The organism is Bradyrhizobium sp. SZCCHNR1017 (assembly GCF_032381375.1).
GTDB lineage: Bacteria > Pseudomonadota > Alphaproteobacteria > Rhizobiales > Xanthobacteraceae > Bradyrhizobium.
The window spans coordinates 1,014,834-1,041,024 of the sequence record NZ_JAUHIR010000001.1; the positions used below are offsets into that span (position 1 = coordinate 1,014,834).

At 65.9% G+C, this 26,191-nt stretch carries 26 protein-coding genes; 8 read left to right on the forward strand and 18 right to left on the reverse strand.

Annotation, left to right across the window (positions count from 1 at the left end; genetic code table 11):
* Positions 1-8: 8 nt before the first annotated feature.
* From QW863_RS04735 to QW863_RS04745, 3 genes are all read left to right on the forward strand, one after another.
* Positions 9-470: an outer membrane protein assembly factor BamE gene (locus QW863_RS04735; RefSeq protein WP_315711452.1), complete on the forward strand. Its 462-nt coding sequence runs from the start codon at positions 9-11 to the stop codon at positions 468-470.
* Positions 471-626: 156 nt separating this feature from the next.
* Positions 627-1,634 (forward strand): tripartite tricarboxylate transporter substrate binding protein, encoded by a 1,008-nt coding sequence (locus QW863_RS04740; RefSeq protein WP_315711451.1) that lies wholly within the window; start codon positions 627-629, stop codon positions 1,632-1,634.
* 224 nt (positions 1,635-1,858) lie between these two features.
* On the forward strand, positions 1,859-2,941 hold the full coding sequence (locus QW863_RS04745) for a DUF2336 domain-containing protein (RefSeq protein WP_315711450.1): 1,083 nt from the start codon (positions 1,859-1,861) through the stop codon (positions 2,939-2,941).
* Positions 2,942-3,026: 85 nt separating this feature from the next.
* On the opposite strand, the gene QW863_RS04750 is transcribed toward QW863_RS04745, so the two are convergent.
* The 12 genes from QW863_RS04750 to QW863_RS04805 all read right to left on the reverse strand — a co-directional run bounded on the left by QW863_RS04750 (position 3,027) and on the right by QW863_RS04805 (position 13,729).
* Complete coding sequence (locus QW863_RS04750; protein WP_315711448.1) at positions 3,027-5,147, reverse strand: sodium-translocating pyrophosphatase; 2,121 nt, start codon at positions 5,145-5,147, stop codon at positions 3,027-3,029.
* 201 nt (positions 5,148-5,348) lie between these two features.
* Positions 5,349-6,341 (reverse strand): thiamine-phosphate kinase, encoded by a 993-nt coding sequence (gene thiL, locus QW863_RS04755; RefSeq protein WP_315711447.1) that lies wholly within the window; start codon positions 6,339-6,341, stop codon positions 5,349-5,351.
* A 187-nt stretch (positions 6,342-6,528) separates the two neighbouring features.
* Entirely contained in the window at positions 6,529-7,035 is a 507-nt protein-coding gene (gene nusB / locus QW863_RS04760; protein WP_315711446.1) for a transcription antitermination factor NusB, read from the reverse strand.
* Position 7,036: 1 nt separating this feature from the next.
* Positions 7,037-7,528 carry a 6,7-dimethyl-8-ribityllumazine synthase gene (ribH, locus tag QW863_RS04765; protein ID WP_315711444.1) on the reverse strand — a complete coding sequence of 164 codons (492 nt, stop codon included), beginning with the start codon at positions 7,526-7,528 and terminating at the stop codon, positions 7,037-7,039.
* Positions 7,529-7,710: 182 nt separating this feature from the next.
* Positions 7,711-8,319, reverse strand: coding sequence for a riboflavin synthase (locus QW863_RS04770; RefSeq protein WP_315711443.1), 609 nt, complete (start codon positions 8,317-8,319; stop codon positions 7,711-7,713).
* The gene (gene ribD / locus QW863_RS04775) at positions 8,319-9,470 is read right to left on the reverse strand and encodes a bifunctional diaminohydroxyphosphoribosylaminopyrimidine deaminase/5-amino-6-(5-phosphoribosylamino)uracil reductase RibD (RefSeq protein ID WP_315711442.1); all 1,152 of its coding nucleotides are present in this window, start codon (positions 9,468-9,470) and stop codon (positions 8,319-8,321) included. The genes QW863_RS04770 and ribD overlap by 1 nt, the downstream gene beginning before the upstream one ends.
* A complete protein-coding gene (gene nrdR, locus QW863_RS04780) occupies positions 9,467-9,952 on the reverse strand; it encodes a transcriptional regulator NrdR (RefSeq protein WP_006612773.1) in 486 nt (161 codons plus the stop codon). Before nrdR ends, ribD begins: the two co-directional genes overlap by 4 nt.
* A 14-nt stretch (positions 9,953-9,966) precedes the next feature.
* Positions 9,967-11,271: a serine hydroxymethyltransferase gene (glyA, locus tag QW863_RS04785; protein ID WP_315711438.1), complete on the reverse strand. Its 1,305-nt coding sequence runs from the start codon at positions 11,269-11,271 to the stop codon at positions 9,967-9,969.
* 459 nt (positions 11,272-11,730) lie between these two features.
* Positions 11,731-11,952 (reverse strand): hypothetical protein, encoded by a 222-nt coding sequence (locus QW863_RS04790; RefSeq protein ID WP_315711437.1) that lies wholly within the window; start codon positions 11,950-11,952, stop codon positions 11,731-11,733.
* A gap of 25 nt (positions 11,953-11,977) precedes the next feature.
* Complete coding sequence (locus QW863_RS04795; RefSeq protein ID WP_315711436.1) at positions 11,978-12,193, reverse strand: hypothetical protein; 216 nt, start codon at positions 12,191-12,193, stop codon at positions 11,978-11,980.
* A gap of 195 nt (positions 12,194-12,388) precedes the next feature.
* The gene (ldtR, locus tag QW863_RS04800) at positions 12,389-12,901 is read right to left on the reverse strand and encodes a transcriptional regulator LdtR (protein WP_008962376.1); all 513 of its coding nucleotides are present in this window, start codon (positions 12,899-12,901) and stop codon (positions 12,389-12,391) included.
* 360 nt (positions 12,902-13,261) lie between these two features.
* The gene (locus QW863_RS04805; protein ID WP_315711435.1) at positions 13,262-13,729 is read right to left on the reverse strand and encodes a DUF6163 family protein; all 468 of its coding nucleotides are present in this window, start codon (positions 13,727-13,729) and stop codon (positions 13,262-13,264) included.
* A gap of 218 nt (positions 13,730-13,947) precedes the next feature.
* On the opposite strand from QW863_RS04805, the gene hemB reads away from it, so the two are divergent.
* The 3 genes from hemB (at position 13,948) to QW863_RS04820 (ending at position 16,605) form a co-directional block, all read left to right on the forward strand.
* Positions 13,948-15,009, forward strand: coding sequence for a porphobilinogen synthase (gene hemB, locus QW863_RS04810; RefSeq protein ID WP_315711434.1), 1,062 nt, complete (start codon positions 13,948-13,950; stop codon positions 15,007-15,009).
* A 194-nt stretch (positions 15,010-15,203) separates the two neighbouring features.
* Positions 15,204-15,737 carry an RDD family protein gene (locus QW863_RS04815; protein WP_315711433.1) on the forward strand — a complete coding sequence of 178 codons (534 nt, stop codon included), beginning with the start codon at positions 15,204-15,206 and terminating at the stop codon, positions 15,735-15,737.
* A gap of 91 nt (positions 15,738-15,828) precedes the next feature.
* Positions 15,829-16,605, forward strand: coding sequence for an arginyltransferase (locus QW863_RS04820; protein WP_315711431.1), 777 nt, complete (start codon positions 15,829-15,831; stop codon positions 16,603-16,605).
* A 71-nt stretch (positions 16,606-16,676) separates the two neighbouring features.
* On the opposite strand, the gene QW863_RS04825 is transcribed toward QW863_RS04820, so the two are convergent.
* Complete coding sequence (locus QW863_RS04825) at positions 16,677-18,056, reverse strand: Nramp family divalent metal transporter (RefSeq protein WP_315711430.1); 1,380 nt, start codon at positions 18,054-18,056, stop codon at positions 16,677-16,679.
* A gap of 202 nt (positions 18,057-18,258) precedes the next feature.
* Here QW863_RS04825 and QW863_RS04830 point away from each other — a divergent pair, with 202 nt between their 5' ends.
* Both QW863_RS04830 and QW863_RS04835 read left to right on the forward strand, forming a co-directional pair.
* Positions 18,259-19,050 (forward strand): class I SAM-dependent methyltransferase, encoded by a 792-nt coding sequence (locus tag QW863_RS04830; RefSeq protein WP_315711429.1) that lies wholly within the window; start codon positions 18,259-18,261, stop codon positions 19,048-19,050.
* 102 nt (positions 19,051-19,152) lie between these two features.
* The gene (locus QW863_RS04835) at positions 19,153-20,379 is read left to right on the forward strand and encodes an MFS transporter (RefSeq protein ID WP_315711428.1); all 1,227 of its coding nucleotides are present in this window, start codon (positions 19,153-19,155) and stop codon (positions 20,377-20,379) included.
* Here QW863_RS04835 and QW863_RS04840 read toward each other — a convergent pair.
* The 5 genes from QW863_RS04840 to parC form a co-directional block, all read right to left on the reverse strand.
* Positions 20,376-20,810 carry a universal stress protein gene (locus QW863_RS04840; RefSeq protein ID WP_315711427.1) on the reverse strand — a complete coding sequence of 145 codons (435 nt, stop codon included), beginning with the start codon at positions 20,808-20,810 and terminating at the stop codon, positions 20,376-20,378. The genes QW863_RS04835 and QW863_RS04840 overlap by 4 nt on opposite strands.
* A gap of 63 nt (positions 20,811-20,873) precedes the next feature.
* Positions 20,874-22,148, reverse strand: a complete 1,275-nt coding sequence (locus tag QW863_RS04845; protein WP_315711426.1) for an adenylate/guanylate cyclase domain-containing protein — start codon at positions 22,146-22,148, stop codon at positions 20,874-20,876.
* A gap of 37 nt (positions 22,149-22,185) precedes the next feature.
* Positions 22,186-22,590 carry an arsenate reductase (glutaredoxin) gene (gene arsC, locus QW863_RS04850; protein WP_315711425.1) on the reverse strand — a complete coding sequence of 135 codons (405 nt, stop codon included), beginning with the start codon at positions 22,588-22,590 and terminating at the stop codon, positions 22,186-22,188.
* Between the two features lie 206 nt (positions 22,591-22,796).
* Positions 22,797-23,759: a cation diffusion facilitator family transporter gene (locus QW863_RS04855; RefSeq protein ID WP_315711424.1), complete on the reverse strand. Its 963-nt coding sequence runs from the start codon at positions 23,757-23,759 to the stop codon at positions 22,797-22,799.
* Between the two features lie 83 nt (positions 23,760-23,842).
* Positions 23,843-26,095 (reverse strand): DNA topoisomerase IV subunit A, encoded by a 2,253-nt coding sequence (parC, locus tag QW863_RS04860; RefSeq protein WP_315711422.1) that lies wholly within the window; start codon positions 26,093-26,095, stop codon positions 23,843-23,845.
* Positions 26,096-26,191 lie beyond the last annotated feature (96 nt).

Consider the following 26,191-nt stretch of genomic DNA (forward strand, 5'->3'; position numbering starts at 1 on the left):
CCCAGACAATGCGAACGACTGCCCGCCTGCTCTCCCGTGGCTTGAGCTCCCGTCTGCGCACCCTTGGTGCGATCGCGCTGACCTGTCTGGCGCTCGGCGCCTGCACCGGCGAGCAGTTCCAGAAGGGCTACATCATGCCGCCAGGCGCGCTGGAGCAGATTCCGATCGGCGCCAGCCAGGACCAGGTGCTGATCGTGATGGGCACGCCCTCGACGGTGGCGACACTCGACGGCGAGGTGTTCTACTACATCTCCCAGCGGGCCGAGCGCCCGGTTGCCTTCATGAACCAGAAGGTGGTCGATCAGCGCGTCATTGCGATCTATTTCGACAAGAACCGCCAGGTCCGCCGCCTCGCCAATTACGGTATGAAGGACGGCAAGATCTTCGACTTCGTCAGCCGCACGACGCCGACCTCCGGCCAGGAGCTCAGCTACCTGACGCCGCTGTTCAAGCTGCTCAGCTTCAACTGATCCCGGCCCGATCGCCGCGGTCCGGAATATGTTTCCGGGTGACGGCACAAAGCCGGTGAACTGCGCTGATTGGCGCAGCTCGTGCGCCATTCGCCTGCTTGCTCTGGCGCCGCAATCTTCCCTACCCTGCCGCAAAACACAGGCAGGGAGGAATCATTGGCTCTTCGTATCGCGCTGTCGCGCCGCAATCTGCTGTCCGGAGCCGCCGCGCTGTCGACAGCCGCCATCCTGCCGCGCGCGAGTCTCGCCGACTGGCGTCCGACCGAGACGGTCAAGCTGATCGTGCCCGCCGCGCCCGGCGGCAGCACCGATGTGATGGGACGCTTGCTGGCCGCGCATCTGCAGACGGCGTGGGGACAATCGGCGGTGGTCGAGAATCGCTCCGGCGGCGGCGGCACGATCGGCGCCGCCGAGGTCGCGCGCAACACCAAGGGCGACGGCCATACGGTCCTGATCGGCAACCCCGGTCCCAACGCGATCGCCTATTCGATCTTCCGCAACCTCGCATACAAGCCGGATCAGTTGCAGGCGGTCTCCAACATGATCCGCATCCCCAACATCGTCTCGGCGCATCCCTCGACCGGCCTCAAGTCGATCCCGGAGCTGATCGGTTTTCTGAAGGCCAATCCCGACAAGCTGAACTACGCCTCGTCCGGCGTCGGCCAGAGCCCGCATCTGACGGGCGCCTGGTTCCTGCAGCTCACCGGGCTGAAGATGACGCACATTCCGTTCCGCGGCGCCGGCCCGGCGCTGCAGGCCGCCCTCGCCGGCGACATTCAGATCCTGTTCGATAATCTGTTTCCATCGCTGCCGCAGGTGCAGGAGGGCAAGCTGACCGGCCTGTGCGTCACCACGCCGGAACGCAGCGCCAATGCGCCTGACCTGCCGACGATGCGCGAGAGCGCGCCGGAGCTGGCCAAGTTCGACGTCTCGTCCTGGTTCGGCGTATTCCTGCCCAAGGCCTGCCCGCCCGAGATCGTCAGCGCGCTCAACCTGCAGGTCAAGGCGATGCTGGAGCGCGAGGACATCCGCAAGAATATCGCCGCGATGGGCGCGCGGGCCGATTACGGCACGCCGCAGCAGTTCGGCGACTTTGTCCAGGCCGAGACAGCCAAATTCGCGTCGATCATCCAGAAGGAAGGCCTGCAGATGGACGTGAAATAGCCCTGGGCCCGGCGGCGCCGCGTCTCGGCGGAGCATTGGAATGGGGGGGGGGGGCGTGGTGTAACGGCACCTTAAGCGGGATGATGCGATACGTGGCGGCCGCGTGTCTTTGATCTGGTTGCGAGATACCGTCGGCGGATGCCGGGCCGACAACCTCGCGTGGATGCGGTCCGATCATCGTCCGAGGGGCAGGCGTCGGCGTCGTCCATCGCGTGAGCCGTGCCTTGCCCAACAGCGTCCTCCATCAGCTCGAAGACATTCTCGCCAGCCGCTACGTCTCCCGGCGCGCCGAGATCCTGGAGCGCGTCACCGACCTGTTCGTCGTGGGCTCGGGCAAGTTCAACGAAGAACACGTCGATCTGTTCGACCACGTGCTGTCCAAGCTGCTCGACAACGTCGCCATTGCGGCGCGGGCGCAGCTCGGCAGCCGGCTCGCGGTACTGCCTGATGCACCGCCGCGGCTGCTCCGGCTGCTCGCCAGTGACGAGACGATTGCGGTGGCAGGCCCCGTGCTGCGCCAGAGCGACCGGCTCGACGACGAGATCCTGGTTGCGACCGCGCAGACCCAGGGCCAGGAGCATCTGCTCGCGATCTCCGACCGCAAGATCCTCACCGAATCCGTCACCGACGTTCTGATCGATCGCGGCAATCAGGCCGTCGTTTCGAACACCGCCAACAATGGCGGCGCGCGCTTCTCCGATCACGGCTTCTCCGGCCTGGTGACGAAGGCGTCCGACGATCCCGGCCTCGCCTTGAAACTCTGGAGCCGGCCCGACAGCCCGCGCGAGGTGCTGGTCCGGCTGTTCGTCGAAGCCTCCGACGCGGTACGCAGCCAGCTCGCCCGCGCCGACGCGGCGCGGACCGAGATCGTCGAGCTCGCCGTGGCGCGGGCTTCGGACCATCTGCAGGCTGCCGCGCGGACACGCTCGGCCGATTTCGTCACCGCCAAGAACTATGTCGAGCTCCTGCACGCGACCGGCCAGCTCCACGAGGCGCAACTGCACGGCTTCGCCAAGGAAGCCAGTGTCGACAAGGTGACGCTGGCGCTGTCATTGATGTGCAAGCTGCCGCTCGACGTGATCGAACGCGCCTTCGTGCGCAACCAGCCGGACCAGCTCCTGGTGCTCGCCAAGGCGCTCGATCTGTCGTGGGTCACGACGACGACGCTGCTGTTCATGCAGGCCAGCGCCAGCGGCAGCGCGCGCCCGCAGCTCGACCAGCATCTGGCGAGCTTCTCGCAGCTGCAGCCGCGGACCGCGCAGAGCGCGTTGCAGAGCTATCGGACGCGGCAGCGCGCGGCCGAGTAGCAAACAACCAAACAACACAGCCTCATGAAAAGACCCCGCGGCTCGCGCCGCGGGGTCTTCGCTCGTCAAGACGCGTCGGCGCGCCTCAATGCGCGAGGATCGCCAGCAGCAGCAGGGCCACGATGTTGGTGATCTTGATCATCGGGTTCACCGCGGGGCCCGCGGTGTCCTTGTAGGGATCGCCGACGGTGTCACCGGTGACCGCAGCCTTATGAGCATCGGAGCCCTTGCCGCCGAAATGGCCGTCCTCGATGTACTTCTTGGCGTTGTCCCAGGCGCCGCCGCCGGAGGTCATCGAGATCGCGACGAACAGGCCGGTGACGATGACGCCGAGCAGCATGGCGCCGACGGCCGAGAACGCTGCCGACTTGCCGGCCGCGCCACCGCCTGCGATCGCGTAGATCAGGAAGTAGACGACGATCGGCGACAGCACCGGCAGCAGCGAGGGAATGATCATCTCCTTGATCGCCGCCTTGGTCAGCAGGTCGACGGCCTTGCCGTAATCCGGCTTGTCGGTGCCCTGCATGATGCCGGGCTTCTCGCGGAACTGGCGGCGCACCTCCTCGACGATCGCGCCGGCGGCACGGCCGACCGCGGTCATGCCCATCGCGCCGAACAGATACGGCAGCAGGCCGCCGAACAGCAGACCGACCACGACATACGGGTTGTTCAGCGAGAAGTCCGGCTTGATCCCCGCGAAATAGGGATGGTGCGCCGAATCCGCGATGAAGAACTGCAGGTCCTGGTTATAGGCCGCGAACAGCACCAGGGCGCCGAGACCGGCGGAGCCGATCGCGTAGCCCTTGGTGACCGCCTTGGTGGTGTTGCCGACTGCGTCGAGCGCGTCGGTCGACTTGCGGACCTCCTTGGGCAGGCCGGCCATTTCGGCAATGCCGCCGGCGTTGTCCGTCACCGGGCCGAAGGCGTCGAGCGCGACGATCATGCCGGCCAGCGCCAGCATCGTCGTGGTCGCGATCGCGATGCCGAACAGGCCGGCGAGGCTGTAGGTGACCAGGATGCCGGCGATGATGACGATCGCGGGCAGCGCAGTCGACTCCATTGAGATGGCGAGGCCCTGGATCACATTGGTGCCGTGACCGGTGACCGAGGCGGCCGCGATCGACTTCACCGGGCGGAAGTCGGTGCCGGTGTAGTATTCGGTGATCCAGATGATCAGGCCGGTGACGACGAGACCGACGACGCCGCACATGAACAGCGCCGTGCCCGTGTAGTCGACGCCGTCGAGCTTGCCGAAGCCGATCAGCCACCCGATCGCCAGCGCGACGCCGCCGAGCGAGAGAACGCCGGTGGCGATCAGGCCCTTGTACAGCGCGCCCATGATCGACTGGCTGGCGCCGAGCTTGACGAAGAAGGTGCCGGCGATCGAGGTGATGATGCAGATGCCGCCGATGGCGAGCGGCAGGGTCATCATGTTGGTCAGCAGCGACGACTTGGCGAAGAAGATGGCCGCCAGCACCATGGTGGCGACAGCGGTCACCGCGTAGGTTTCGAACAGGTCGGCGGCCATGCCGGCGCAGTCACCGACGTTGTCGCCGACGTTGTCGGCGATGGTCGCGGGGTTGCGCGGATCGTCCTCGGGAATGCCGGCTTCGACCTTGCCGACGAGGTCGCCGCCGACGTCGGCGCCCTTGGTGAAGATGCCGCCGCCGAGACGGGCGAAGATCGAGATCAGCGAGGCGCCGAAGCCGAGCGCGACCAGCGCATCGATCACGGTGCGGCTGTCGGGCGCGAGCTTCATGAAGCCGGTGAGGATGCCGAAGTAGATGGTGACGCCGAGCAGCGCGAGACCGGCCACGAGCAGACCGGTGATGGCGCCGGCCTTGAAGGCGAGCTCGAGGCCGCCGGCGAGCGAGGTGATGGCCGCCTGTGCCGTGCGGACGTTGGCGCGCACCGACACGTTCATGCCGATGAAGCCGGCCGCGCCGGAGAGGATCGCGCCGATCGCAAAGCCGATCGCGACGAGCATGCCGAGGAAATACGCAAGGAGCACGAAGATCACGACGCCGACGATTCCGATCGTCGTATATTGGCGGCGAAGATAGGCCTGCGCGCCCTCACGCACCGCCGCCGCGATTTCCTGCATGCGCGCATTGCCGGCGTCCGCGCTGAGCACCGATTGTGTGGCCCAGATCGCATAGACGATCGACAGCGCTCCGCAGAGCACGATCACCCATAAAGCTGACATTTAGTTTCCTCGGCTCTTTGCTTTTTCTAACTACGTCACGCCGCGATGGTGCGACGCACGCCCCCTGTCAGGCCGCTCCGGGCGGAGCCGCCTCGAACATATGAAGCTTGCCAAAATCGCCATGATGACGCAACGCCGCGACGCCTGAACCGCTCCAAATTCAGACGCTTCTTTGGTCGCATTGTGCGGTGCAAATAGGTGTCAGAAGTGGCTGAAGGACAACCGCGTCAGTGTGACGGGACGGCCCTGCCCGTCCAGGAAGCGCGGGGCTCGCGCCCCTTCGACGATGGCGCCGATGTCGGTGACGGCAACGCCCGCCGTCTCGGCTGCAGCACGGAACGCTGCGCATTGCGCTGCGGGAACAGTGCAGAGGATCTCGTAATCGTCGCCGCCGGAGATCATGCCTTCAAGCTGCGCGGCCCCGACAGCAAGCAGCTTCGCCGCTGCCGGCGATCGAGGAATGTCGGACAGCGCGATGTCGGCGCTCACGGAAGAGGCGGCGCAGAGCTTGGTCAGGTCGCCTGCGAGGCCATCAGAGACATCCATCGAGGCGGTCGCGCAGTCTCTCACGGCCGCGGCCAGTGCATTGCGCGGCTGCGGCTTGCGATAACGGCCGATCAGCATATCCCGCGCGGCGGCATCGTCGGCCAGCGCCGTGGCGTCGGCTGTGCCCGTCAGAATGCGCAGGCCGAGCAAGGCGTCGCCGATGGTCCCGGTCACCATCACCCGGTCGCCGGGACGCGCGCCGAAGCGATGCACCATCCGGCCCCTGGGCACCCTCCCCCAAGCCGCGATCGAGATCATCACGGGACCGGGCGTCGACACGGTGTCGCCGCCGAGCAGCGGACAGCCGAACGCCGCCGCGTCCTCGCCGAGGCCGCGCGCGAACTCCGACAGCCACGCGTCGTCCTTCTCGCGCAGCGCCAGCGTCAGGACGAAGCCGGCGGGCACCGCACCCTTGGCGGCGAGATCGGACAGGTTCACCCGCAGCGCCTTGCGCGCGATGGTGTCGGGGGGATCGTTGGCGAGATAATGGACGCCTTCGACGATGGCGTCGGTCTTGACGACGATGTCGTCACCATTGGCCGGAATGATCGCGGCATCGTCGAGGAGGCCGAACGCGCCGGGGTCGGTCGCCAGCGGCTTGAAGTAGCGGGCGATCAGGGAATCTTCGCCGGAGGCTTCGCGGGTCACGCGCTCGTCCCCCACACTCTGCTGTCATCGCCCGGCTCGACCGGGCGATCCAGTACGCCGCGGCCCTTCCGTATCCCTTGAACGTCTGTGGAATACGGGATCACCCGCCGTCGCGGGTGATGACAGTCGAGGAAAGAGACTGGCATCGCGCCGGTTCGCAGCGATCGTGCTCCGGCGCCGCCCATCGCTACTTCGGCCCCATCTCGTCGGCGCGGTATTGCCGGGCGAGTTGCTCCAGCACGGCGTTGACCATGCCGGTCTCGTCGCGCTCGACGAAGGCATGGGCGATGTCGACATATTCGGACACGACGACCCGCGCCGGAATGTCCTTGCGCCGCTCCAGTTCATAGGCGCCGGCGCGCAGCACCGCGCGCAGGATCGCCTCGATCCGCTGCAGCGGCCAGCCGCGCTCCAGCGCCGTATCGAGCACCGGATCGATCTTGGTCTGGTCGCGCACCACGCCGGAGACGATGTCGCGGAAGAACGCAGCCTCGGCCGGCAGATACTGCTCGCCCTCGACCTCGTTGCCGAGCCAGTGGCTCTCGAACTCGGCCAGGACGTCGTTGATGCCGGCGCCCGCGATGTCCATCTGGTAGAGCGCCTGCACGGCGGCGAGACGGGCGGCGCCACGGCGGTTGGCCTTGCGGTCGCCGGCACGGACCGGGCCCTTGAATGGCTTGCTGCTCTCGGCCATGTCAGCCTCGCGCCAGACGGCGTTTGATGCGCAGCACGGCGAGCGCGGCGCGGGCGGCATCGCCGCCCTTGTTCATCTCGGAGACGCGGGCGCGCGCCCACGCCTGGTCCTCATTGTTGACGGTGAGGATGCCGTTGCCGAGCGGCAGGCCGCGCGCCACCGACAGATCCATCAGGGCTCGCGAGGATTCCTGCGACACGATCTCGAAATGGATGGTGTCGCCACGGATGACGCAGCCGAGCGCGATCGCCGCATCATAAGGCTTGCCGTTCTTGGCGGCAGCATCGAGCGCAATGGCAATAGTCGCCGGAATCTCCAACGAGCCGGTGACGGTGAGAACATCATAGCCCACGCCCGCCGCCTTCAGCTCGGCGGTGGCGCCCTCCAGCAGGGCGTCCTGAAGGTCGTCGTAGAAGCGGGCCTCGACGATCAGCGCGCGGGCGCCGGAGATGTCGGTCTGGTCTTTGAGCGGCGCGCGCCGTGCGTCTGCCATGGTTCTGTTTCCATTGTCTTCAGGTGCCTCGCCCCAAGGGAGCGGCCATCCGGCCGCGTCGCGAAGGGCGAGATGAAATCGGCCTCATGCTGCGAGACGACACATCGGCGCCTCCTCGCCATGAGGGCTGGCCTTGTAGGCGCGAGCGCCCGCAAAGCCAAGACGGAAAGCCTCCTTCGAGGCTACTTCATTTCCGTGAGGCGCGCGGCATAGCGCGCCATCAGGTCGACCTCGAGATTGACCTCGCTGCCGGCCTGCCAGGACGACAGCGTGGTGACCGACAGCGTATGTGGAATGATCAGCACCGAGAAGGCCAGTTCGTCGACGGTGTTGACCGTGAGCGAGACGCCGTCGAGGGTGACTGAGCCCTTGGTGGCGATGAAGCGCGCCAGATCCCGCGTTGTCTTCAGCACGAACCGCGCCATATCGGGCAGGTCGTCCCGGCTGACGATGGTCGCAATGCCGTCGACATGGCCTGCGACGATGTGGCCGCCGAGCTCGTCGCCGATCTTCAGCGCCCGCTCCAGATTGAGCTTGGTGCCGACGCGCCAGTGCTTGGCGGTGGTCAGAGCCAGCGTCTCCGCGGCGGCATCGACCTCGAACCAGGTCTTTCCATCGGTGACGCCGGACTGCACGACCGTGAGGCAGACGCCATTGTTGGCGATCGACGCGCCATCGGCGATGCCGGCCTGATCATAGTGGCAGGCAATGCGCAGCCGATGCAGCTTTCCTTCGGTCCGCGGCGTCAGGCTGACGATCTCGCCGATGTCGGTGACGATGCCTGTGAACATTAGGCGCGCTCGTAAATCGTAAGGTTGTCCTGATCGAGCGTTTCGCTAGCACGAACGCGATAGGCCGGCGACTGCGTGATTGCGGTCAGCGGCAATGCGTCCAGCGCAGCAATCCCGTCAGCTCCGATCTCGCCGGGGCCGCGCAGGAGCCAGATCTCATCGACCAGGCCGCTTGCCACGAAAGATGATGCGACGCGGCTTCCGCCTTCGATCATCAGACGCGTGACGCCGCGTTCCGCCAGCGCCTTGAGCACGGCCGGCGGCTCCAGCGCCGACGGATCTGCCTGCGGCGGGACACGGATCACCTGCGCACCGGCGGCGCCGAGCCGGGTCGCCGTGGCCGGCTCGGCAACCTCGGACGCGACGAGCCAGAGCGGCGTCGTGCGCGCGGATTGCATCAATCGGCTCGCAGCCGGAAGCCGGAGCATCGGATCGAGCACGATCCGGACCGGCGAGAGCGCCTCCATGCCCGGCAGCCGGCAGGTCAGCAGCGGATCATCGGCGATCGCGGTGCGCACCCCGATCAGGAGGGCGTCGCTCTGGGCCCGCAGCAGATGCACGCGGGTCCGCGCTGCCTCGCCGGTAATGGCCACCGGCTTGTTGCCGGCGGCTGCGATCTTGTCATCGGCGGAGACCGCGAGCTTCAGGATCACGTGCGGCCGGCCGTCGCGGATGCGGCGGAAATGGCCGGCATGATCACGCTTGGCGTCCGCCGAGCAGAGGCCGACCTCGACCTGAATGCCCGCGGCGCGCAGCTTCGCATGCCCCTGCCCTGCGACCTCGGGATTGGGGTCCTCGATCGCCGAGACGACGCGGTTGATTCCGGCGGCGATGACCGCGTCCACGCAAGGCGGCGACTTGCCGAAATGCGAGCACGGCTCGAGCGTCACGTAGAGGGTGGCGCCCTTGGCGGCCTCGCCGGCGCGCTTCAAGGCCTCGGGCTCGCCATGAGGGCGTCCGCCGGGCTGGGTCCAGCCGCGGCCGACGATCACGCCGTCCTTGACCACGACGGCGCCGACGGCGGGATTGGGCCAAGTCCGCCCCAGCCCACGACGGCCGAGCGACAGCGCGAGCTGCATGAAGCGGCGGTCGGCGTCCTTCTGCGCCTTCAGCTTCTCGCCGACCTGATCGACCAGAACCCGGAAGATCATTTGCGGACCGGCGCGAGGCGCGGTGCTTCGTCCTCGGCCGAGAGCTCGCCGAGCACGGCCTCGAAATCCTTGGCCTCGCGGAAATTGCGGTAGACCGAGGCGAAGCGGACATAGGCGACGTCGTCGAGATCGCGCAGATGCTCCATCACGATCTCGCCGATCGCCTCCGAGGACACCTCCGACTCGCCGCCGCTCTCGAGCTCGCGCACGATCGCCGACACCATCTTCTCGACCCGCTCCGGATCGACCGAGCGCTTGCGCAGCGAGATCTGCACCGAGCGCATCAGCTTGTCGCGGTCGAACGGCACGCGACGGCCGTTGCGCTTGATGACGGTCAGTTCGCGCAGCTGCACCCGCTCGAAGGTCGTGAAGCGGAAATTGCAGGTGACGCAGACCCGCCGCCGCCGGATCACCGAGGAATCCTCGGTGGGGCGGGAGTCCTTCACCTGCGTATCGAGGCTGTTGCAGCTCGGGCAGCGCATTGTGGCTTCAAGCCTTACTGGTAGATCGGAAACCTGTCGGTCAGCGCCTTCACCTTCTCCTTCACCGCGGCTTCCACCAGCGGCGCGCTGCCCTCGGAGGACTGCGCGATCGCGTTCAACACCTCGGCGATCAGGCTGCCGACCTGCTGGAATTCGGCGACACCAAAGCCGCGGGTCGTTGCCGCCGGCGTGCCGAGCCGCAGGCCCGAGGTGACGAACGGCTTCTCGGGGTCGAACGGGATGCCGTTCTTGTTGCAGGTGATGCCGGCGCGGACCAGCGCCTTCTCCGAGATGTTGCCCTTCAGCCCCTTGGGCCGGAGGTCGACCAGCATCAAATGGTTGTCGGTGCCGCCGGAGACGATGTCGAAGCCGTGGGCGCGCAGCGATTCCGCCAGCGCCTTCGCGTTCTCGACGATGTTCTTCGCGTAAGTCTTGAACTCCGGCCGCAGCGCCTCGGCGAACGCCACCGCCTTGGCCGCGATCACGTGCATCAGCGGGCCGCCCTGCAGGCCCGGGAAGATCGCCGAGTTGAACTTCTTGGTGAACTGCTCGTCGTTCCACAGGATCAGGCCGCCGCGCGGGCCGCGCAGCGACTTGTGGGTCGTCGTCGTCGTGACGTGGGCATACGGCACCGGCGAGGCATGGACGCCGCCCGCGACGAGGCCGGCAAAGTGGGCCATGTCGACCAGCAGATAGGCGCCGACGTGGTCGGCGATCTCGCGGAAGCGCTTGAAGTCCCACGGGCGCGAATAGGCGCTGCCACCGGCGATGATCAGCTTCGGCTTCACTTCCTCAGCCTGCTTCGCCACCGCATCCATGTCGATCAGGTGGTCGTCGCGGCGCACGGTGTAATGCGCGGCCTTGAACCACTTGCCGGACATGTTGACCGGCGAGCCGTGGGTGAGATGGCCGCCGGCGGCGAGGTCGAGGCCCATGAAGGTGTCGCCGGGCTGCAGCAGCGCCAGGAACACGGCCTGGTTCATCTGGCTGCCGGAGTTCGGCTGGACGTTGGCGAAATTGGCGCCGAACAGCTTCTTGGCGCGGTCGATCGCGAGGTTCTCGGCGACGTCGACCCACTCGCAGCCGCCATAATAGCGCGCGCCCGGATACCCTTCCGCGTACTTGTTGGTCATCACCGAGCCCTGGGCCTCCAGGACCGCGCGGCTGACGATGTTCTCAGAGGCGATCAGCTCGATTTCGTGCCGTTGCCGACCGAGCTCACCCTTGATGGCGGCGGCGATCTCGGGATCGGCCTCGGCCAGGGTGGCGGAGAAGAAGGAATCGATGGACGAGGCGGGCTTGGCGCTGGAAGCGGTCATCGGCGGAATATCTCCACGTCCGCAAGGCCTTAGGTGGCCTGCGGTCGGTTCAGTGAAGGCGGTCGGAAAAGACCCCTGCCCTTACCATATGGGCGGCGGCAGGCCAAGGGACAGACCAAGCGGTTGCGGGTCAAACCGGATATTTGCGCCAGATATGGTGGACGAGGTCGGGGGCAAGCCATGCTCAAGCCAGGCGCCTATTCTGGCCCGTGCTTCGCGTCTGTTCGGTCCCTTCTGGGGCCAAACCGTCTCAACCATACTCCTCGTGGGCAGGCTCAGCTCACCGCACGCGACGGCCAAGAATCCGCGACGACCAAGAATCCCGCGATGACAATGACTCGGGACACCAAATGCATCGATCCCCCAAGAACAAACAACCCGCATGAAACCGGAAGGTCTCATCCAGGTTGTCGGGTATCATGAGGCAAGCGTCGCGCGAGCAAATTCGCGCCGAACACATCAGAGGCCGGTGTAGCCCGCCTTCACCGGATCGACGCGGCCGTCGAGCTGGCGAAGATAGGTCAGGCCGCACACCGTGAGACGATGCGGGTCGCGCTCGCCGGCTTCGAACAGCGTCTGGATGTAGGCGCTCACCTTGCGGCGCGCCTCGTCGCTCGCCGCAGCGGTGCGGTTCGCCAGCAGGTCGTAGGTGTGCATGATGCGATCGATGGCGGCTTCCATATCATCCCCTCTTGAACGTCAGCCGTCAGGCAGACTTGAACATCGAAATCGCCTTGTTGGCGAGCTTGAGCTTGTTGAATTCTCCGCGGTGAATCAGTTGAACGATGATGTCGACAAGTCTTTCGTTCGGCGTGAACTCCTCCGGCATCTCGCCAGAGAGACGCAGATAGTTGGAGGCGATGGCATAAGCATCGCCGACCATCGCCACGTTCATGACTTGCATTCCGGCATCGTGCAGCATGGTCCGACCTCCGGTCCAGGGACATAAGCCCAGGAGCCTTGATTGGTTCCAATTCGGACCAGGGTTTTGCCAAACGAACACGAAAAAGCGCCGGCCGAAGGGGCCGGCGCAAGAACGACTTCCAGACGATCAACGGCTGTCCGGTCTTGGCCCTCGATGTCGGAGGCCGGTTCAGCCCGAAACGATGCGAGCGCGTCAGAGGCGATACAGGATCTGGTCGGTCCAGAACCGCTCGAGACGATGCAGCGACTTGTTCAGCGTCGAGAACTCCTCGCTGGAAATGCCGCCGACCTGCTCTACGGTCTTGACGTGCTTCTGATACAGCGAGTCGACGATGCGGCGGATCTCCTGGCCCTGCGGGGTCAGGCGGATGCGGACCGAGCGGCGATCGACGCGCGAGCGCTGATGATCGAGGAAGCCGAGCTCGACCAGCTTCTTCAGGTTGTAGGAGACGTTGGAGCCGAGATAGTAGCCGCGCGTGCGCAGCTCGCCCGCGGTCAGCTCCTTGTCGCCGATGTTATAGAGCAGCAGCGCCTGGACCGAATTGATGTCGGAACGACCACGGCGGTCGAACTCGTCCTTGATGACGTCGAGCAGGCGGCGATGCAGCCGCTCCACCAGCGTCAGAGCTTCCAGATAGAGCGACTGGACGGTGCCGCCCTGGCCCGGCGCAGCAGTCTCCACGGCCGTCGCAACGGCTTTCATCATGACACTTCCCCTGTCGTCGTTTTTGTCGACTTATTCGACGAAACTTTTGTCCCGTCTGATAGAACGAACTTAAGGGGCGTGCTTTGAAGATCGCCTTAAATAAGAGCATAAAGAGAGAATGAATCGCGGAGAGTGAATCCTCTTTTAATTCAGTAATTACAGAGGCTTTTGCAATAGTCCGTTGACGGTCGAGGCGCGATGTTCGCGCTCTGTTTCACCCACCTGTCGCATTACAAAACACGCTTGGGTAGCGCCGCTAAGGTCTCTGTAACAGCTGTGGCAGGCGCTCTTAAGGTGTTCGAAACATTACTTGCATGGCGCTGAAAAGATTTACAGCGTGCAACGAATTTTCCGCACGACCTATGGTGGCCGCTCCCGGGCCGCCATCCAGGCCAGCACGAGGTAGGCGGCGAGCATGATTGCCTCGCCCGCGACCACCAGCAGATTGCCGCCATAGATGCCCGGGAACATCAGCTCGATCACCGCCATCGACACCACCGTGGTGAGCCACACCACTGCGCCCCATGGCGTGGCCAGCCAAAGGCCGACCGCGGCGACGAGCTCGATGACCGCGAAATAGACCGTCGCAGCCTGCCAGGCCATCGCCTGGTTTTCGAACGCGTCGTCCTCGCCGCCGATGAAGCCGGTCACCTGGGCCCAGTGGTACAGGCCCTTGGCGATCGAGAGCATGGCCATGACCCGCAGGAACAGCACGAGCCGCCGCGTCCAGACATTGTCGTCGCTCTCGCGCCGATCCGAGGACATGGCGGCAATCGACATGGCGGCGTTGTCACGTGCCAGATCTCGCGCCGAGGGAATCTCAGCCATGGCAGCTCGAGCAGAACAGGATGGTCGTCATTGGGGCCTCTCAAGACCAGGAGCGTGGCGATTCTTGGCCGGCCGGCACCGTGAAAGCAACCGGGCCGGAAATCAACCCGGGCCGCTTGCGTCAGGTCAAGTGACGGGCGACGGCCGAAGTGCTACAGATTGTTGGAATTACAACAAATCAAATCCGGCTCGCCGGCCAGCTCAAGGAGCCAGCACCCATGGCGATCAAATTCGGCCGCCCGATCGACCTGCGCGACACCGCGCGCAATCCGGCCACTGCACCGACACCGGCGCTCGACCTCACCATCCGTCCCCGCCGCAACCGCAAGGCCGAGTGGGCGCGCCGGCTGGTGCGCGAGAACGTGCTCACCACCGACGATCTGATCTGGCCCCTGTTCGTGGTGCAGGGCGACCGGACCCGCAGCACCGTCGCCTCGATGCCGGGCGTGGAGCGGCTGAGCGTCGACGAGATCGTCCGCGATGCCGAACGCGCGGTTAGGCTCGACATCCCCTGCATCGCACTGTTCCCCTATACCGAGCCGTCGCTGCGCGACGAGCACGGCTCCGAGGCCTGCAACCCGGACAACCTAGTCTGCCAGGCGGTGCGCGCGATCAAGAAGGAGTTCCCGGAGATCGGCGTGCTCTGCGACGTCGCGCTGGACCCTTTCACCAGTCACGGTCATGACGGCCTGATCCGGGACGGCCGCATCCTCAACGACGAGACCGTCGCCGTGCTGGTGCGCCAGGCCCTGGTCCAGGCCGAGGCCGGCTGCGACATCATTGCGCCGTCGGACATGATGGACGGCCGGGTCGGCGCGATCCGCCAGGCTTTGGATCAAGCCGGTTTCCTCGACGTGCAGATCATGGCCTATGCAGCCAAATATGCATCCGCCTTCTACGGCCCGTTCCGCGACGCGATCGGCTCGGCCAAGACGCTCACCGGCGACAAGCGCACCTACCAGATGGACAGCGCCAATAGCGACGAGGCCCTGCGCGAGGTCGAGCTCGACATCGCCGAGGGCGCCGACATGGTGATGGTCAAGCCGGGCATGCCCTATCTCGACGTCGTCAGGCGCGTGAAGGACACGTTCAGCATGCCGACCTTCGCCTATCAGGTGTCGGGCGAATACGCGATGATCGCGGCGGCCGCCAACAATGGCTGGATCGACGGCGATCGGGCGATGATGGAGAGCCTGCTGGCCTTCAAGCGCGCCGGCGCCGACGGTGTGCTCACCTATTTCGCCCCGCAAGCCGCCGAACGGCTGCGGCAGCAGCGTTGAGGAGGCGCTGGGATCTTTCGGGACCCGCCGGTCTTTGAGCACGCCGATCCTTTCGCGTGCGCGAACCGCCGGGTCGCGGAAAGGGCTCAGAAGTCGCGAAATGGCCGGAAATTTGCCGCGCCTCCTGCAAGAACGGCCCTTGCAAGCGCAAGTCGGGTTCCCATGTGCTGGGTGCCAATCCGGAGGGCTTATTCATGGCGTATATGGGCTCAGGCGATAGCAATGACGGTCCCGGTGCTCGGCCGCACGCCTACGATCCCTATCAGCAGCCGGAATTGTTTCGCGGCGTGCTGACGCGGCGGATGATCGCATTCCTGATCGATCTCCTGGTGCTCTCGGTCCCGGTGATCCTGGCGGTGATCTTCATTGCCGTATTCGGCGTGGTCACGCTGGGTCTCGGCTGGGCGTTGTTCTGGCTGGTGTCGCCGGCTTCCGTGATCTGGGCCATCGTCTACTACGGCGCAACGATCGGCGGGCCGAGCTCGGCGACGATCGGCATGCGGGTGATGGATCTGGAGGTGCGGACCTGGTACGGCGCGCCGGGCTACTTTGTGCTCGGTGCCGTGCATGCAGTCTGCTTCTGGATCTCGGTCTCGGTGTTGTCGCCGCTCGTGCTGCTGGTCGGACTGTTCAACAGCCGCCGCCGGCTGCTGCACGATTTCGTGCTCGGCACCGTCGTGATCAACACGTCCGTGCGCTCGCAACTGACTGAACCGGCTCGTACCTGATGAGACGTCCGGTGGCACAGCAAAAGCGATTGACCGGCCGCCTCCGGAGCGCAATTCTGTTGATGATCGCCTCGGAGGCTCACGACGTTCCTTGACCCAGCATTCGCGTGACACCCCGCAATTCTACCTGACCGCGCCCTCGCCCTGCCCGTATCTGCCGGGCCGGCAGGAACGCAAGGTGTTCACGCATCTGGTCGGCGACAAGGCGACCGATCTCAACGACCTTCTCACCCATGGCGGCTTCCGTCGCAGCCAGTCGATCGCCTACCGGCCGGCCTGCGACCAGTGCCGCGCTTGCGTGTCCGTCCGCGTGATCGCCAACGAATTCCGCCCCTCGCGCAACTTCCGGAAGGTGCTCGCGCGCAACTCCGATCTGGTCGGCGAGCAGCGCAGCGCCGTGCCGACCTCCGAGCAATATTCGATCTTCCGCGGCTATCTCGATCAGCGCCATCGCCATGGCGGCATGGCCGACATGACGGTGCTCGATTACGCCATGATGGTCGAGGACAGCCATGTCGAGACGAGAATCATCGAGTACCGCCGCCGCAATCTGAGCAACGGTCCGAACGCCAGGGGCGGCGAGTTGGTCGCGGTCGCCCTGACCGACGTGCTCAGCGATGGCCTGTCGATGGTGTACTCGTTCTTCGACCCGTCGGAGACCACGCGCTCGCTCGGCACCTTCATGATCCTCGACCACATCGCCCGGGCGCGGCGCCAGGGCCTGCCCTACGTCTATCTCGGCTATTGGATCGAGGGTTCGAAGAAGATGGACTACAAGAGCCGCTATCTGCCGCAACAACGGCTCGCGGCTGCCGGCTGGCTGCGCGTGGATGCCGAAGGCGACATCGCACCCGAGCCGCAGGACTAGAGGGATGCAGTAGCGAGTGGGGAGTAGAGGTCCTTCGAAATCTCCTGTTCGCTCCTCCCTGCGCGCCACCTCTAGCCCGTGGCCAGATCCCACACCAGCTTGGCATTGAGCGCGATGATCACCACCGCGATCAAGGTCGCAATCGCCGTCAGCCAGCGCGGCGCCACGAACTGCCCCATCTTGGCCCGGCTCGCGGTGAGCAGCACCAGCGGCACGATGGCGAACGGCAGTTGCAGGCTGAGCACGACCTGACTGAGGATCAGGAGCTGCCCGGTCGCCTTCTCGCCGGCCCAGATCGTCACCACCACGGCCGGCACGATTGCGATCATGCGGGTGATCAGCCGGCGCAGCCAGGGCGCGACCCGCCAGTGAAGAAAGCCCTCCATCACGATCTGGCCGGACAGTGTCGCGGTGATCGTCGAATTCAGGCCGCAGCACAACAGCGCGATCGCAAACAGCGTCGGCGCCAGCGTCGACCCGAGCAGCGGCGCCAGGAAGGAATACGCCTGGTCAAGCTCGGCGACGTCGCGTTGTCCGGTGCGGTGGAACGTCGCCGCCGCCAGGATCAGGATCGAGGCGTTGATGGTCAGCGCCAGGCACAGCGCGATGGTGGAATCGATCGTGGAGAGCGTGATCGCCTCGCGCTTGTCCTCTGGGCTGTCGCCGTAGCCGCGAGTCTGGACCAGGCCCGAGTGGAGATACAAATTGTGCGGCATCACGGTGGCGCCGAGAATGCCGAGCGCCAGATAGAGCATCTCCGGATTGGCGATCAGCTGTCCGCTGGGAACGAAGCCCTTCACCACCTCGGCCCAGTCCGGCTGCGCCATCGCGATCTGGATCGCGAAGCACAGCGCGATGATGCCGAGCAGCGCGACCACGAACGCCTCGATCCAGCGGAAGCCGAACGCCTGCAGCGCCAGGATCAGGAAGACATCGAGTGCGGTGACGCAGACGCCGATCGACAGCGGCAGCCCGAACAGCAGGCTGAGACCGATCGCAGTACCGATCACTTCCGCGAGGTCGGTGGCCGTGATCGCGATCTCCGCCGACAGCCAAAGCGGCACCGAGACCCAGCGCGGGGTAGAGTCGCGACAGGCCTGGGCGAGGTCGCGGCCGGTGGCGACGCCGAGCCGCGTGCACAGCGACTGCAGCACGATCGCCATCAGGTTGGACAGCAGCGCGACCGAGAGCAGGACGTAGCCGAACTTGGCACCGCCGGCCAGCGACGTTGCCCAATTGCCGGGGTCCATATAGCCGACGGCGACGAGGTAACCGGGTCCGAGAAAGGCCAGCAGCTTGCGCCAGAGCGACCCTTTTGTCGCGGTTCGTACCGTCGCGAACATGTCGCCGAGAGACGGATCGCCGCGCTCACCGCGCCAGCCTCCGTTCAGGCGGTCGCTCGGCGGAACCATGGCGTGCAGTTGCGAAAGGTCTGACGATTTTGCGTCCATGGCGCTATCCTGGACGAAACTGACGTTTAATGCAACTTACTTGCAAGTGCGACTTGCCCATGTGGCGGTGCCACATAGAGATGCTGGAAATCCTCCGATACCGCTTCATCATTGCGAAAGCTCGTCCCTGCCGATTCGCGGCCCGCCTCCTCGAGGCGGCCCATCGGCGACGGGTCCCACTACCCCACTGACGGGATCCACCATGCTCTCTACCCAACTCGGGCTCCGACCGGTCACGAACGCGCCCGTGCCTTGCAAGATCTGTGACGGTCCTGCCAATCTCTACGGCGTGGTCGACATGAACCGCCCCTGCCAGACGGCCCATGCCCGTCGCCCGCCGCTGGCCGGCGTGCCCATCTACTACCGGCGCTGCGCGGATTGCGGCTTCCTGTTCACGGACGCCTTCGACCACTGGAGCATCGAGCAGTTCAAGACCCACATTTACAACGACGGCTACGAAGCCGTGGATCCGGACTATCGGGTCAAGCGGCCAACCGACAATGCGGCGGCCGTGGCCCGCTTCTGGGCGCCACACAAGGCCGGAATGCGGGTGCTCGACTTCGGCGGCGGCAACGACTTGTTCTGCACCGGCCTGCGCGCTCAAGGCTTCGCGGAAGCGGTCACCTATGATCCGATGGTGGCCGAGCACGCAACCCGACCCGATCGCAAGTTCGATCTCGTCACCTGCTTCGAGACGCTGGAGCACGTGCCAGATCCGCTGGAGACGATCGGAGCCATGGCGGCCTGCGTGGCCGAACCGGGCGCGGTGTTCTACTCGACGTTGACCCAGCCGGACGACTTCGACAGCCAGGGCATGTCCTGGTGGTACATCGCGCCGCGCAACGGCCACATCTCGATCTACACCCAGCATGCGCTGGCGCTGGCCTGGCACCGGTTCGGCTTCAAGACGGCGCCGCTGAATGCCGGCACGCATCTGGCGTTCCGCACGCTGCCGCCGGAATGGGGATTGGCCGAGGCACCGACCGCGGCGTAGGCCGTCCGCAGCACGACGGCCGATGCCAGAGATCAGGAAGCGGGTGGGCGCAGGGAGGCTGAGCGGCGATGATGGCCACATCATCACATCAGGTTCCTCTTCATGACTCCCTCGCCCGCCCTGCCCGCCGCCTTCCACCGCCTCGCCTGGTCGAACCTCACCGCGCAATCGGCCGAGCAGATCGCGCTCGCCGCAGCGCCGATCGTCGCGGTGCTCGCGCTCGGTGTCGGCGAGGGCGAGACTGGACTCTTGCAGACGGCGCTGACCGCGCCCTTCGTGCTGTTCGCGATCCCTGCGGGGCTGCTCGCCGACCGGATGTCGCGACGGCTGCTGATGGCGCTGGCAGAGATGCTTCGCGCGCTGGCGCTGCTCGCGATCCTCATCGCCTTCGCGGCCGGCGCGCTCACGCTGCCGTTGCTGGCGGCGCTTGGATTCGCAGCGGTGTGCGGCACGGTGGTGTTCAGCGTCGCCGCGCCGGCCCTGGTGCCGAGCCTGGTCGCCCCCGCCCAGTTGGCGCCTGCGAATGCGCGCATCGAGCTTGCCCGTACCGTCGCCTTCGCCGCGGGGCCCGCGCTCGGCGGCGTGCTGGTCGGCTGGATCGGCGGCGCGCCCGCCTTCGGCTGCGCCGCTGCGCTCTCGCTGGTCGCAGCCGTCTGCCTGGCCGGCATCGCCGAGCCCGCCCGCGCGCCCGTGCCGCGCCGCCATCCGCTGGCCGACATCAGGGAAGGCGCCGCCTTCGTGCTGCATCATCCGCTGCTGCGGCCGGTGTTCGCAACCCAGTTCATCTTCAACACGGCCCATTTCCTGCTGCTCGCGGTGTTCGTGCCCTATGCAGTCCACCGGCTCGGCCTGTCGGCAGGAGGCGTCGGCTCGGTGCTGTCGATGTTCGGCGTCGGCATGGTGTGCGGCGCGCTGCTGGCGACGCGCATCATGCGGCTTCTGCCGTTCGGCACCGTCATCGGGCTCGGCCCCGTCACCGGCTTCGCCGCGGCGCTCGTGATGGCACTGACCACGTTCGTTCCCTCGCCTGTCCTTGCCGGGCTCAGCTTCTTCCTGCTCGGCGCCGGGCCGATCCTCTGGGTGATCTCGACCACGACGCTGCGGCAGTCGGTGACCCCGGCCGGCCTGCTCGGGCGGGTGTCGGCCATCAACATCCTGAGCTACGGCGCCCGTCCGCTGGGCTCGCTGCTCGGCGCGGTCGTCGGCGGCCGCTACGGCGCCGACACGTGTCTCTACCTCGTCGCCGCCATCTTCGGCCTGCAGGCGCTCGTCATCCTCGCCTCGCCGGTCGTGGCGATCGCGCGGCAACCGGAGCCGCAGCCCGCCTAGCGATAGACCAGGATCGGCACGGTCGAATGCGTCAGCACCTTCAAGGTCTCGCTGCCCAGGATCGCCGAGACGCCGCGCAGCCCATGCGAGGCCATCAGCACCAGATCGCAATGCTGCTTGCGGGCGGTCTCGACGATCGCCTCATAGGGCTTGTCGTGCTCGACGCAGAGCGTGGCGCAGGCGACGCCGGCCCGCTCGGCATCGTCCTTCACATGATCGAGATATTTCGCGGTCTGATCGGCCACCAGCGACTTGTATTGCGCGAGCGCCTTGGTCGCAGCGTGAGGATCGACGACCAGCGAATGCAGCGGCGTCGACACCACCAGCGCCGTGACCTTTGCGCCGGTCGCCTTGGCGAGCGCAATGCCGTGCTTGATCGCGGCCTTGGACAGATCGGAGCCATCGGTCGGCAGCAGAATATGTTTGTACATGAGCTTTCATCTCCCGGCAGAGGGATGCTGGGCAGACTCGCTTCGGCTGGGCATTGACGTGGGTCAAGGGTGCGACATCTCGTCCGCCAAGTAGTTCTCGTAGGCCCGCGTGGCCGAGGCGCTGCCGGCAATTTCCGGATCGAGCGTGAAGAGATCCTGCGCGCGGCCGATGCCGCGCAGCGCGTAGCGGCCGGTCGACACCAGGTAGCGGCGACTTTCGTCGTCGAGCCCCTCGCAGAATTCGGCGGACGCCAACAGTTCGCGATCGACCGAGCGGCACATCGAGGCGATGCGGCTGACCTCGTTGACGGCCGGTCCCACCACGGTGAAGTCGAGCCGGTCCTCGCTGCCAATATTGCCGTAGAACACCTCGCCGACATGCAGCCCGACATAGGCCGAGGTGACGGGCCGTCCCTCGCCGGCGCGCCGTGCGTTCAGCTTCAGGATGTTCAGCCGAAAGCGATGCTCGGCACGCAGCGCAGCCCGGCGGGCCGAGGCCATGTCGCCCCCGGTGAAGATCGCCAGCACGCCGTCGCCGATCAGCTTCAACACGTCGCCGCCGGACTCGTAGATCGCGTCGATCGAGGCTTCCGCATAGTCGTTGAGCAGCGGGATGATCTCGTCCGGCGATATGCTCTCACTGATCGCGGTCGAACTGCGCAGGTCGGAGAACCACAGCACCGCATTGATGCGCTCGGTGACACCGCGGGAAATCCGGCCGCGCAGCACCTGCTCCGACGCATCGCGGCCGAGATAGACGCGGCCAAGGGTTCGCACGATGTCGACCTGCTGCGCGGATTTGATCGTCAGCGCGAGCAGCGGGACCAGGTCGCGCAATGCGCCGACCTGCGTGTCGGTGAAGCCGCCGTCACGCCGCGTCAGCCAGTTCGAATAGAAGCAGTCCATCTGGCCGAGCGTGCCGGCTTCCCCGAACCGGTGCACGAAGGCGAGATAGTGCCGATGTCCCTGTGCGGAAAGCTCCTCGATGATCGGAAAATCGAGATGCGCACAATTCATGAAGTCAATGCTGAACTCGTCATGGCCGTTCTCCAGCATGTGGTGGAAGACCGAGCGCCGCCAATTCTGGGCCGCCTCTCCCTCATTGCTGGAGCCATATTCAAAGCTGTCGGCTTCGTTCGTGTCGAAATCGTTCCAGCGGAAGCCACGCCCCTCGAAAATCGGATGCAGCGTATCGATGATCGCAAGGCTGCGCGACAGTTCAAGCCCGGCCGCGCGACAGCGCTCGCAGAAGCCGCGCAGGATCTCGTTTTCCGGCGCGCCGGTCAGGCTCTGACCTACGAGCCAGTTCGCCACTTCGAGACGGGTCGCCGTATCCATGGTTTCAACTCACCAACGCGTCACGATCCGGAAGGCTTCAGGCAGGCCGGCTCACCACCTCGCCGTCCTCCTTGGTGAAGGAGGAGACGGGATGATCGAGCAGGTCGAGCACGAGTTCGGACGGGCGGCAGAGCCGCGCACCCCTGCTGGTCACCACGATCGGCCGGTTGATCAGGATGGGATGCGCGAGCATCGCCTCGATCAGCTGGTCGTCGGTCCATTTGGGATCGCCCAGCCCAAGCTCGGCATAGGGCGTGCCCTTCTCACGCAGCACGTCGCGCACCCTGACGCCCATCGCGTTGATCAGCGCAATCAGCTGTTCGCGGCTCGGCGGCGTCTTCAGATATTCGATCACCTCAGGCTCCTCGCCCGAGGCGCGGATCATCGCGAGCGTGTTGCGCGACGTGCCGCAGGCCGGATTGTGAAAGATCGTCACGGGCATGGGCTGTCCAGTCGTTGCGTTCCGAAGGCACATTCCCGTGCCGTGCGTCTCACCCCAGACATCGTGTCCCTGATGGTGCGGCCGCGATGCGGGAGATGGTCACTGTTATCACGGCGCCGCCGCCGGCCGGAATGGGAACTCCGCCGGTCGAGGGAAATCGCCGGCGCGATGTGCAGACTGGCAGGAAGGAGCTGACCCATCGCGGCTTACACCACGTCGGCAGGAGCGAGCTTGCAGGCGCAGCCATCGGCCTCGATCTGCAGGGTCGGATGCTGGATGTTGAAGCGATGTGACAGCTCGGCGCAGACGCGATGCAGGAACGCATCATCCGTTCCGCCTGCCCGGACCAGATGCGCCGTCAGCGCGGTCTCGTTGGTGCTCATCGCCCAGACATGGAGGTCGTGCACCTCGCTGACGCCGTCGAGGGAGGCGAGATAATCGCGCACCTCCGGCAGCGCGATGTCGCGCGGCACGGCGTCGAGTGCCAGATTGACGCTGTCGCGGGCGAGCTCCCAGCCGCTCAACAGCACCACGAGCGCGATGACCAGGCTGACCGCCGGGTCGACCCACAGCCACCCCGTCCAGATCGTGACCAGTGCCGCGACGACCACGCCGAACGACACCGCGGCGTCGGCGGCCATGTGCAGGTAGGCGCCACGGATGTTGAGGTCGGTGTCGCGGCCGCGCATGAACAGCAGCGCGGTGGCGCCGTTGATGGCAATGCCGAGCGCGGCGACCCACAGCACGGTGATGCCGGCCACTTCGCCCGGATTGCGCAGGCGATCGAACGCCTCGACGGCGATGCCGCCGACCACCAGCAGCAGCAGCCCCGCATTGATCAGCGCCGCCAGGATCGAGGCGCGGCGATAGCCGTAGGTATGGCGGTCGGTCGGCCGCCGGCCCGACAGCCACAGGGCGCCCCAGGCCAGGAGCAGCGACATCACGTCGGACAGATTGTGGACCGCGTCCGAGATCAGGGCCAGTGAATGCGCGGCGTAGCCGAAAACGAGCTCGGCGATGACGAAGCCGGTATTGAGCGACACGCCGATCGCAAAGGCCGCGCCGAAGCTCGCCGGCGCATGGCTGTGGCCGGCGTGGCCATGGGCATGTGGGGGACCATGATCATGAGAATGGCCCTGGACGTGATGATGAGAATGCGAGTGCGCCATCCAACGTGTCCCCGGGCGATCGCGCACCTCGCGATCGCCCGCTGTCTGATATAGACGGCCGCCGGACGGATACTATTACGTCGCTACTCGATCGGCCGGTTGAACTTGTTCGACTTCGGCAGGCCCTGCGCGATGCGGCCGGCGTCGGCGCGGTTGCCCCGGTAGTCGGCCAATTCCTTCCAGCTCAGGCCCTGATCGCGGCCGGCGGAATCCTTCCAGGCCAGCCCCTGCTTCTGCTCGAAGGTGGTGACGTCGGACAGCTGCGCACTGGTGTATTTCTGCAGCCGGACGCCGCGGCCACGCGCCATCTCCGGCACCTGGTCGAGCCCGAACACCACCATCTTGTGGTTGGTGCCGATGACCGCAACCTGATCGCCCGCGACGGTGGTGATCGCGCGCGCTTCCGCTGGCGCGGTCACGTTGAGCACCTGCTTGCCCTTGCGGGTGTTGCTGACGCAGTCCTCTTCCTTGACCACGAAGCCCTGGCCGTCGGAGGCCGCCACGAGGAACTTGCGCTCGCCCTTGGCGACGAACATCGACACGATCGAGGCGTCCTGGTCGAGGTCGATGAACATGCGGATCGGCTCGCCATGGCCGCGGCCACCGGGCAGCTTGCCGACGTCGAGCGAGTAGAACTTGCCATTGCTGGCGAACAGCAGCACCTTCGAGGTGTTCTCGGCGAAGAACGCCTGGCCGAGCTGGTCGTCGGTCTTGAACTGCAGGTTCGACAGGTCCGCGACATGACCCTTGAGCGTGCGCACCCAGCCCTTGTCGGAGACGACGACCGTAACCGGCTCGCGCTCGATGAAGGCCTCCTCGATGGCGGCGAGATCGTGCTCGGGCGCGTCGGCGAAATTGGTGCGGCGCTTGCCGAGCGGCGTCTTCGGCCCGAACATGTCGCGCACCGTCTTGACCTGCTCGCCGACCTTGGCCCATTGCAGCTGCTCGGATCCGAGCAGCGCATTGATGCCCTTCAGCTCGCCGCGCAGGTTCTTGTCCTCGGTGCGGATCTCCATTTCCTCGAGCTTGCGCAGAGAGCGCAGGCGCATGTTGAGGATGGCCTCGGCCTGGACCTCGGTGAGCTTGAACGTCTTCATCAGGACCGGCTTGGGCTCGTCCTCGGTGCGGATGATCCGGATCACCTCGTCGATGTTGAGGTAGGCGATCAAATAGCCGCCGAGAATCTCCAGCCGGTTCTCGATCTGATTCTTGCGGTAGTTCGAGCGTCGCAGCAGCACGTCGCGCAGATGGTCGAGCCATTCGCGCAGGCACTCGGCGAGACCCACCACCTTCGGGATCTTGCCCTTGATCAGCACGTTGAGGTTCAGCGGAATCTTGCTCTCGAGATCGGTGAGCCGGAACAGCGATTCCATCATCAGCGCCGGATCGACGTTCTTCGACTTCGGCTCGATCACGAGCCGCACGTCCTCTGCGGATTCGTCGCGGACGTCGCCGACCAGCGGCAGCTTCTTCTCGTTGAGCAGCTCTGCGATCTTCTCGACCAGGCGCGACTTCTGCACGAGATAGGGAATCTCGGTAATGACGACGATCCAGGTGCCGCGGTTGCCCTCCTCCTGCTTCCACTTGGCGCGGACACGGAACGAGCCGCGGCCGGTGGTGTAGGCCTCGATGATCGATTCCTTGGAGTCGATCACGGTGCCGCCGGTCGGGAAGTCCGGGCCCTTCACCCAGCGCAACAGCGCGCGCGACTTGGCGTCGGGCTTCTCGATCAGATGCAACGCGGCGTCGCACAGCTCGGCGGCGTTGTGCGGCGGGATCGAGGTGGCCATGCCCACCGCGATGCCCTGCGCGCCGTTGGCAAGCAGGTTCGGGAAGCCGCCGGGCAGCACCACCGGCTCCTTCGACTGGCCGTCATAGTTCGGCCGGAACTCGACGCCGTCCTCGTCGATGCCGTCCAGCAGCAGACGCGCGACGTCGGTCATGCGCGCTTCGGTGTAGCGATAGGCCGCCGGATTATCGCCGTCGATGTTGCCGAAATTGCCCTGGCCGTCGACCAGCGGATAGCGCGAGGAAAAGTCCTGCGCGAGGCGAACCATCGCGTCGTAGATCGCCTGGTCGCCATGCGGATGGAACGAGCCCATCACGTCGCCGACGATCTTGGCGGACTTCTTGAACGCGGTGCCGGGATCGAGCCGCAGCAGCCGCATGCCGTAAAGGATGCGCCGGTGGACCGGCTTGAGGCCGTCGCGCGCGTCCGGCAGCGCGCGGTGCATGATGGTCGAGAGCGCGTAGGCGAGATAGCGCTCCTCCAGCGCCTCGCGCAGCGCGACCTCGTGAATCTCCGCCGGCTCCGGCGGAATCAGTGATTTTCCCATTAGCGTTTAGCTTTCAGTGGGTTAGCCCAGGAGCTTGAGCTGGCGTGAACGATTTGGGAACAGGCTTTATGCGATGACGCGCCGGCGCGCAATGAC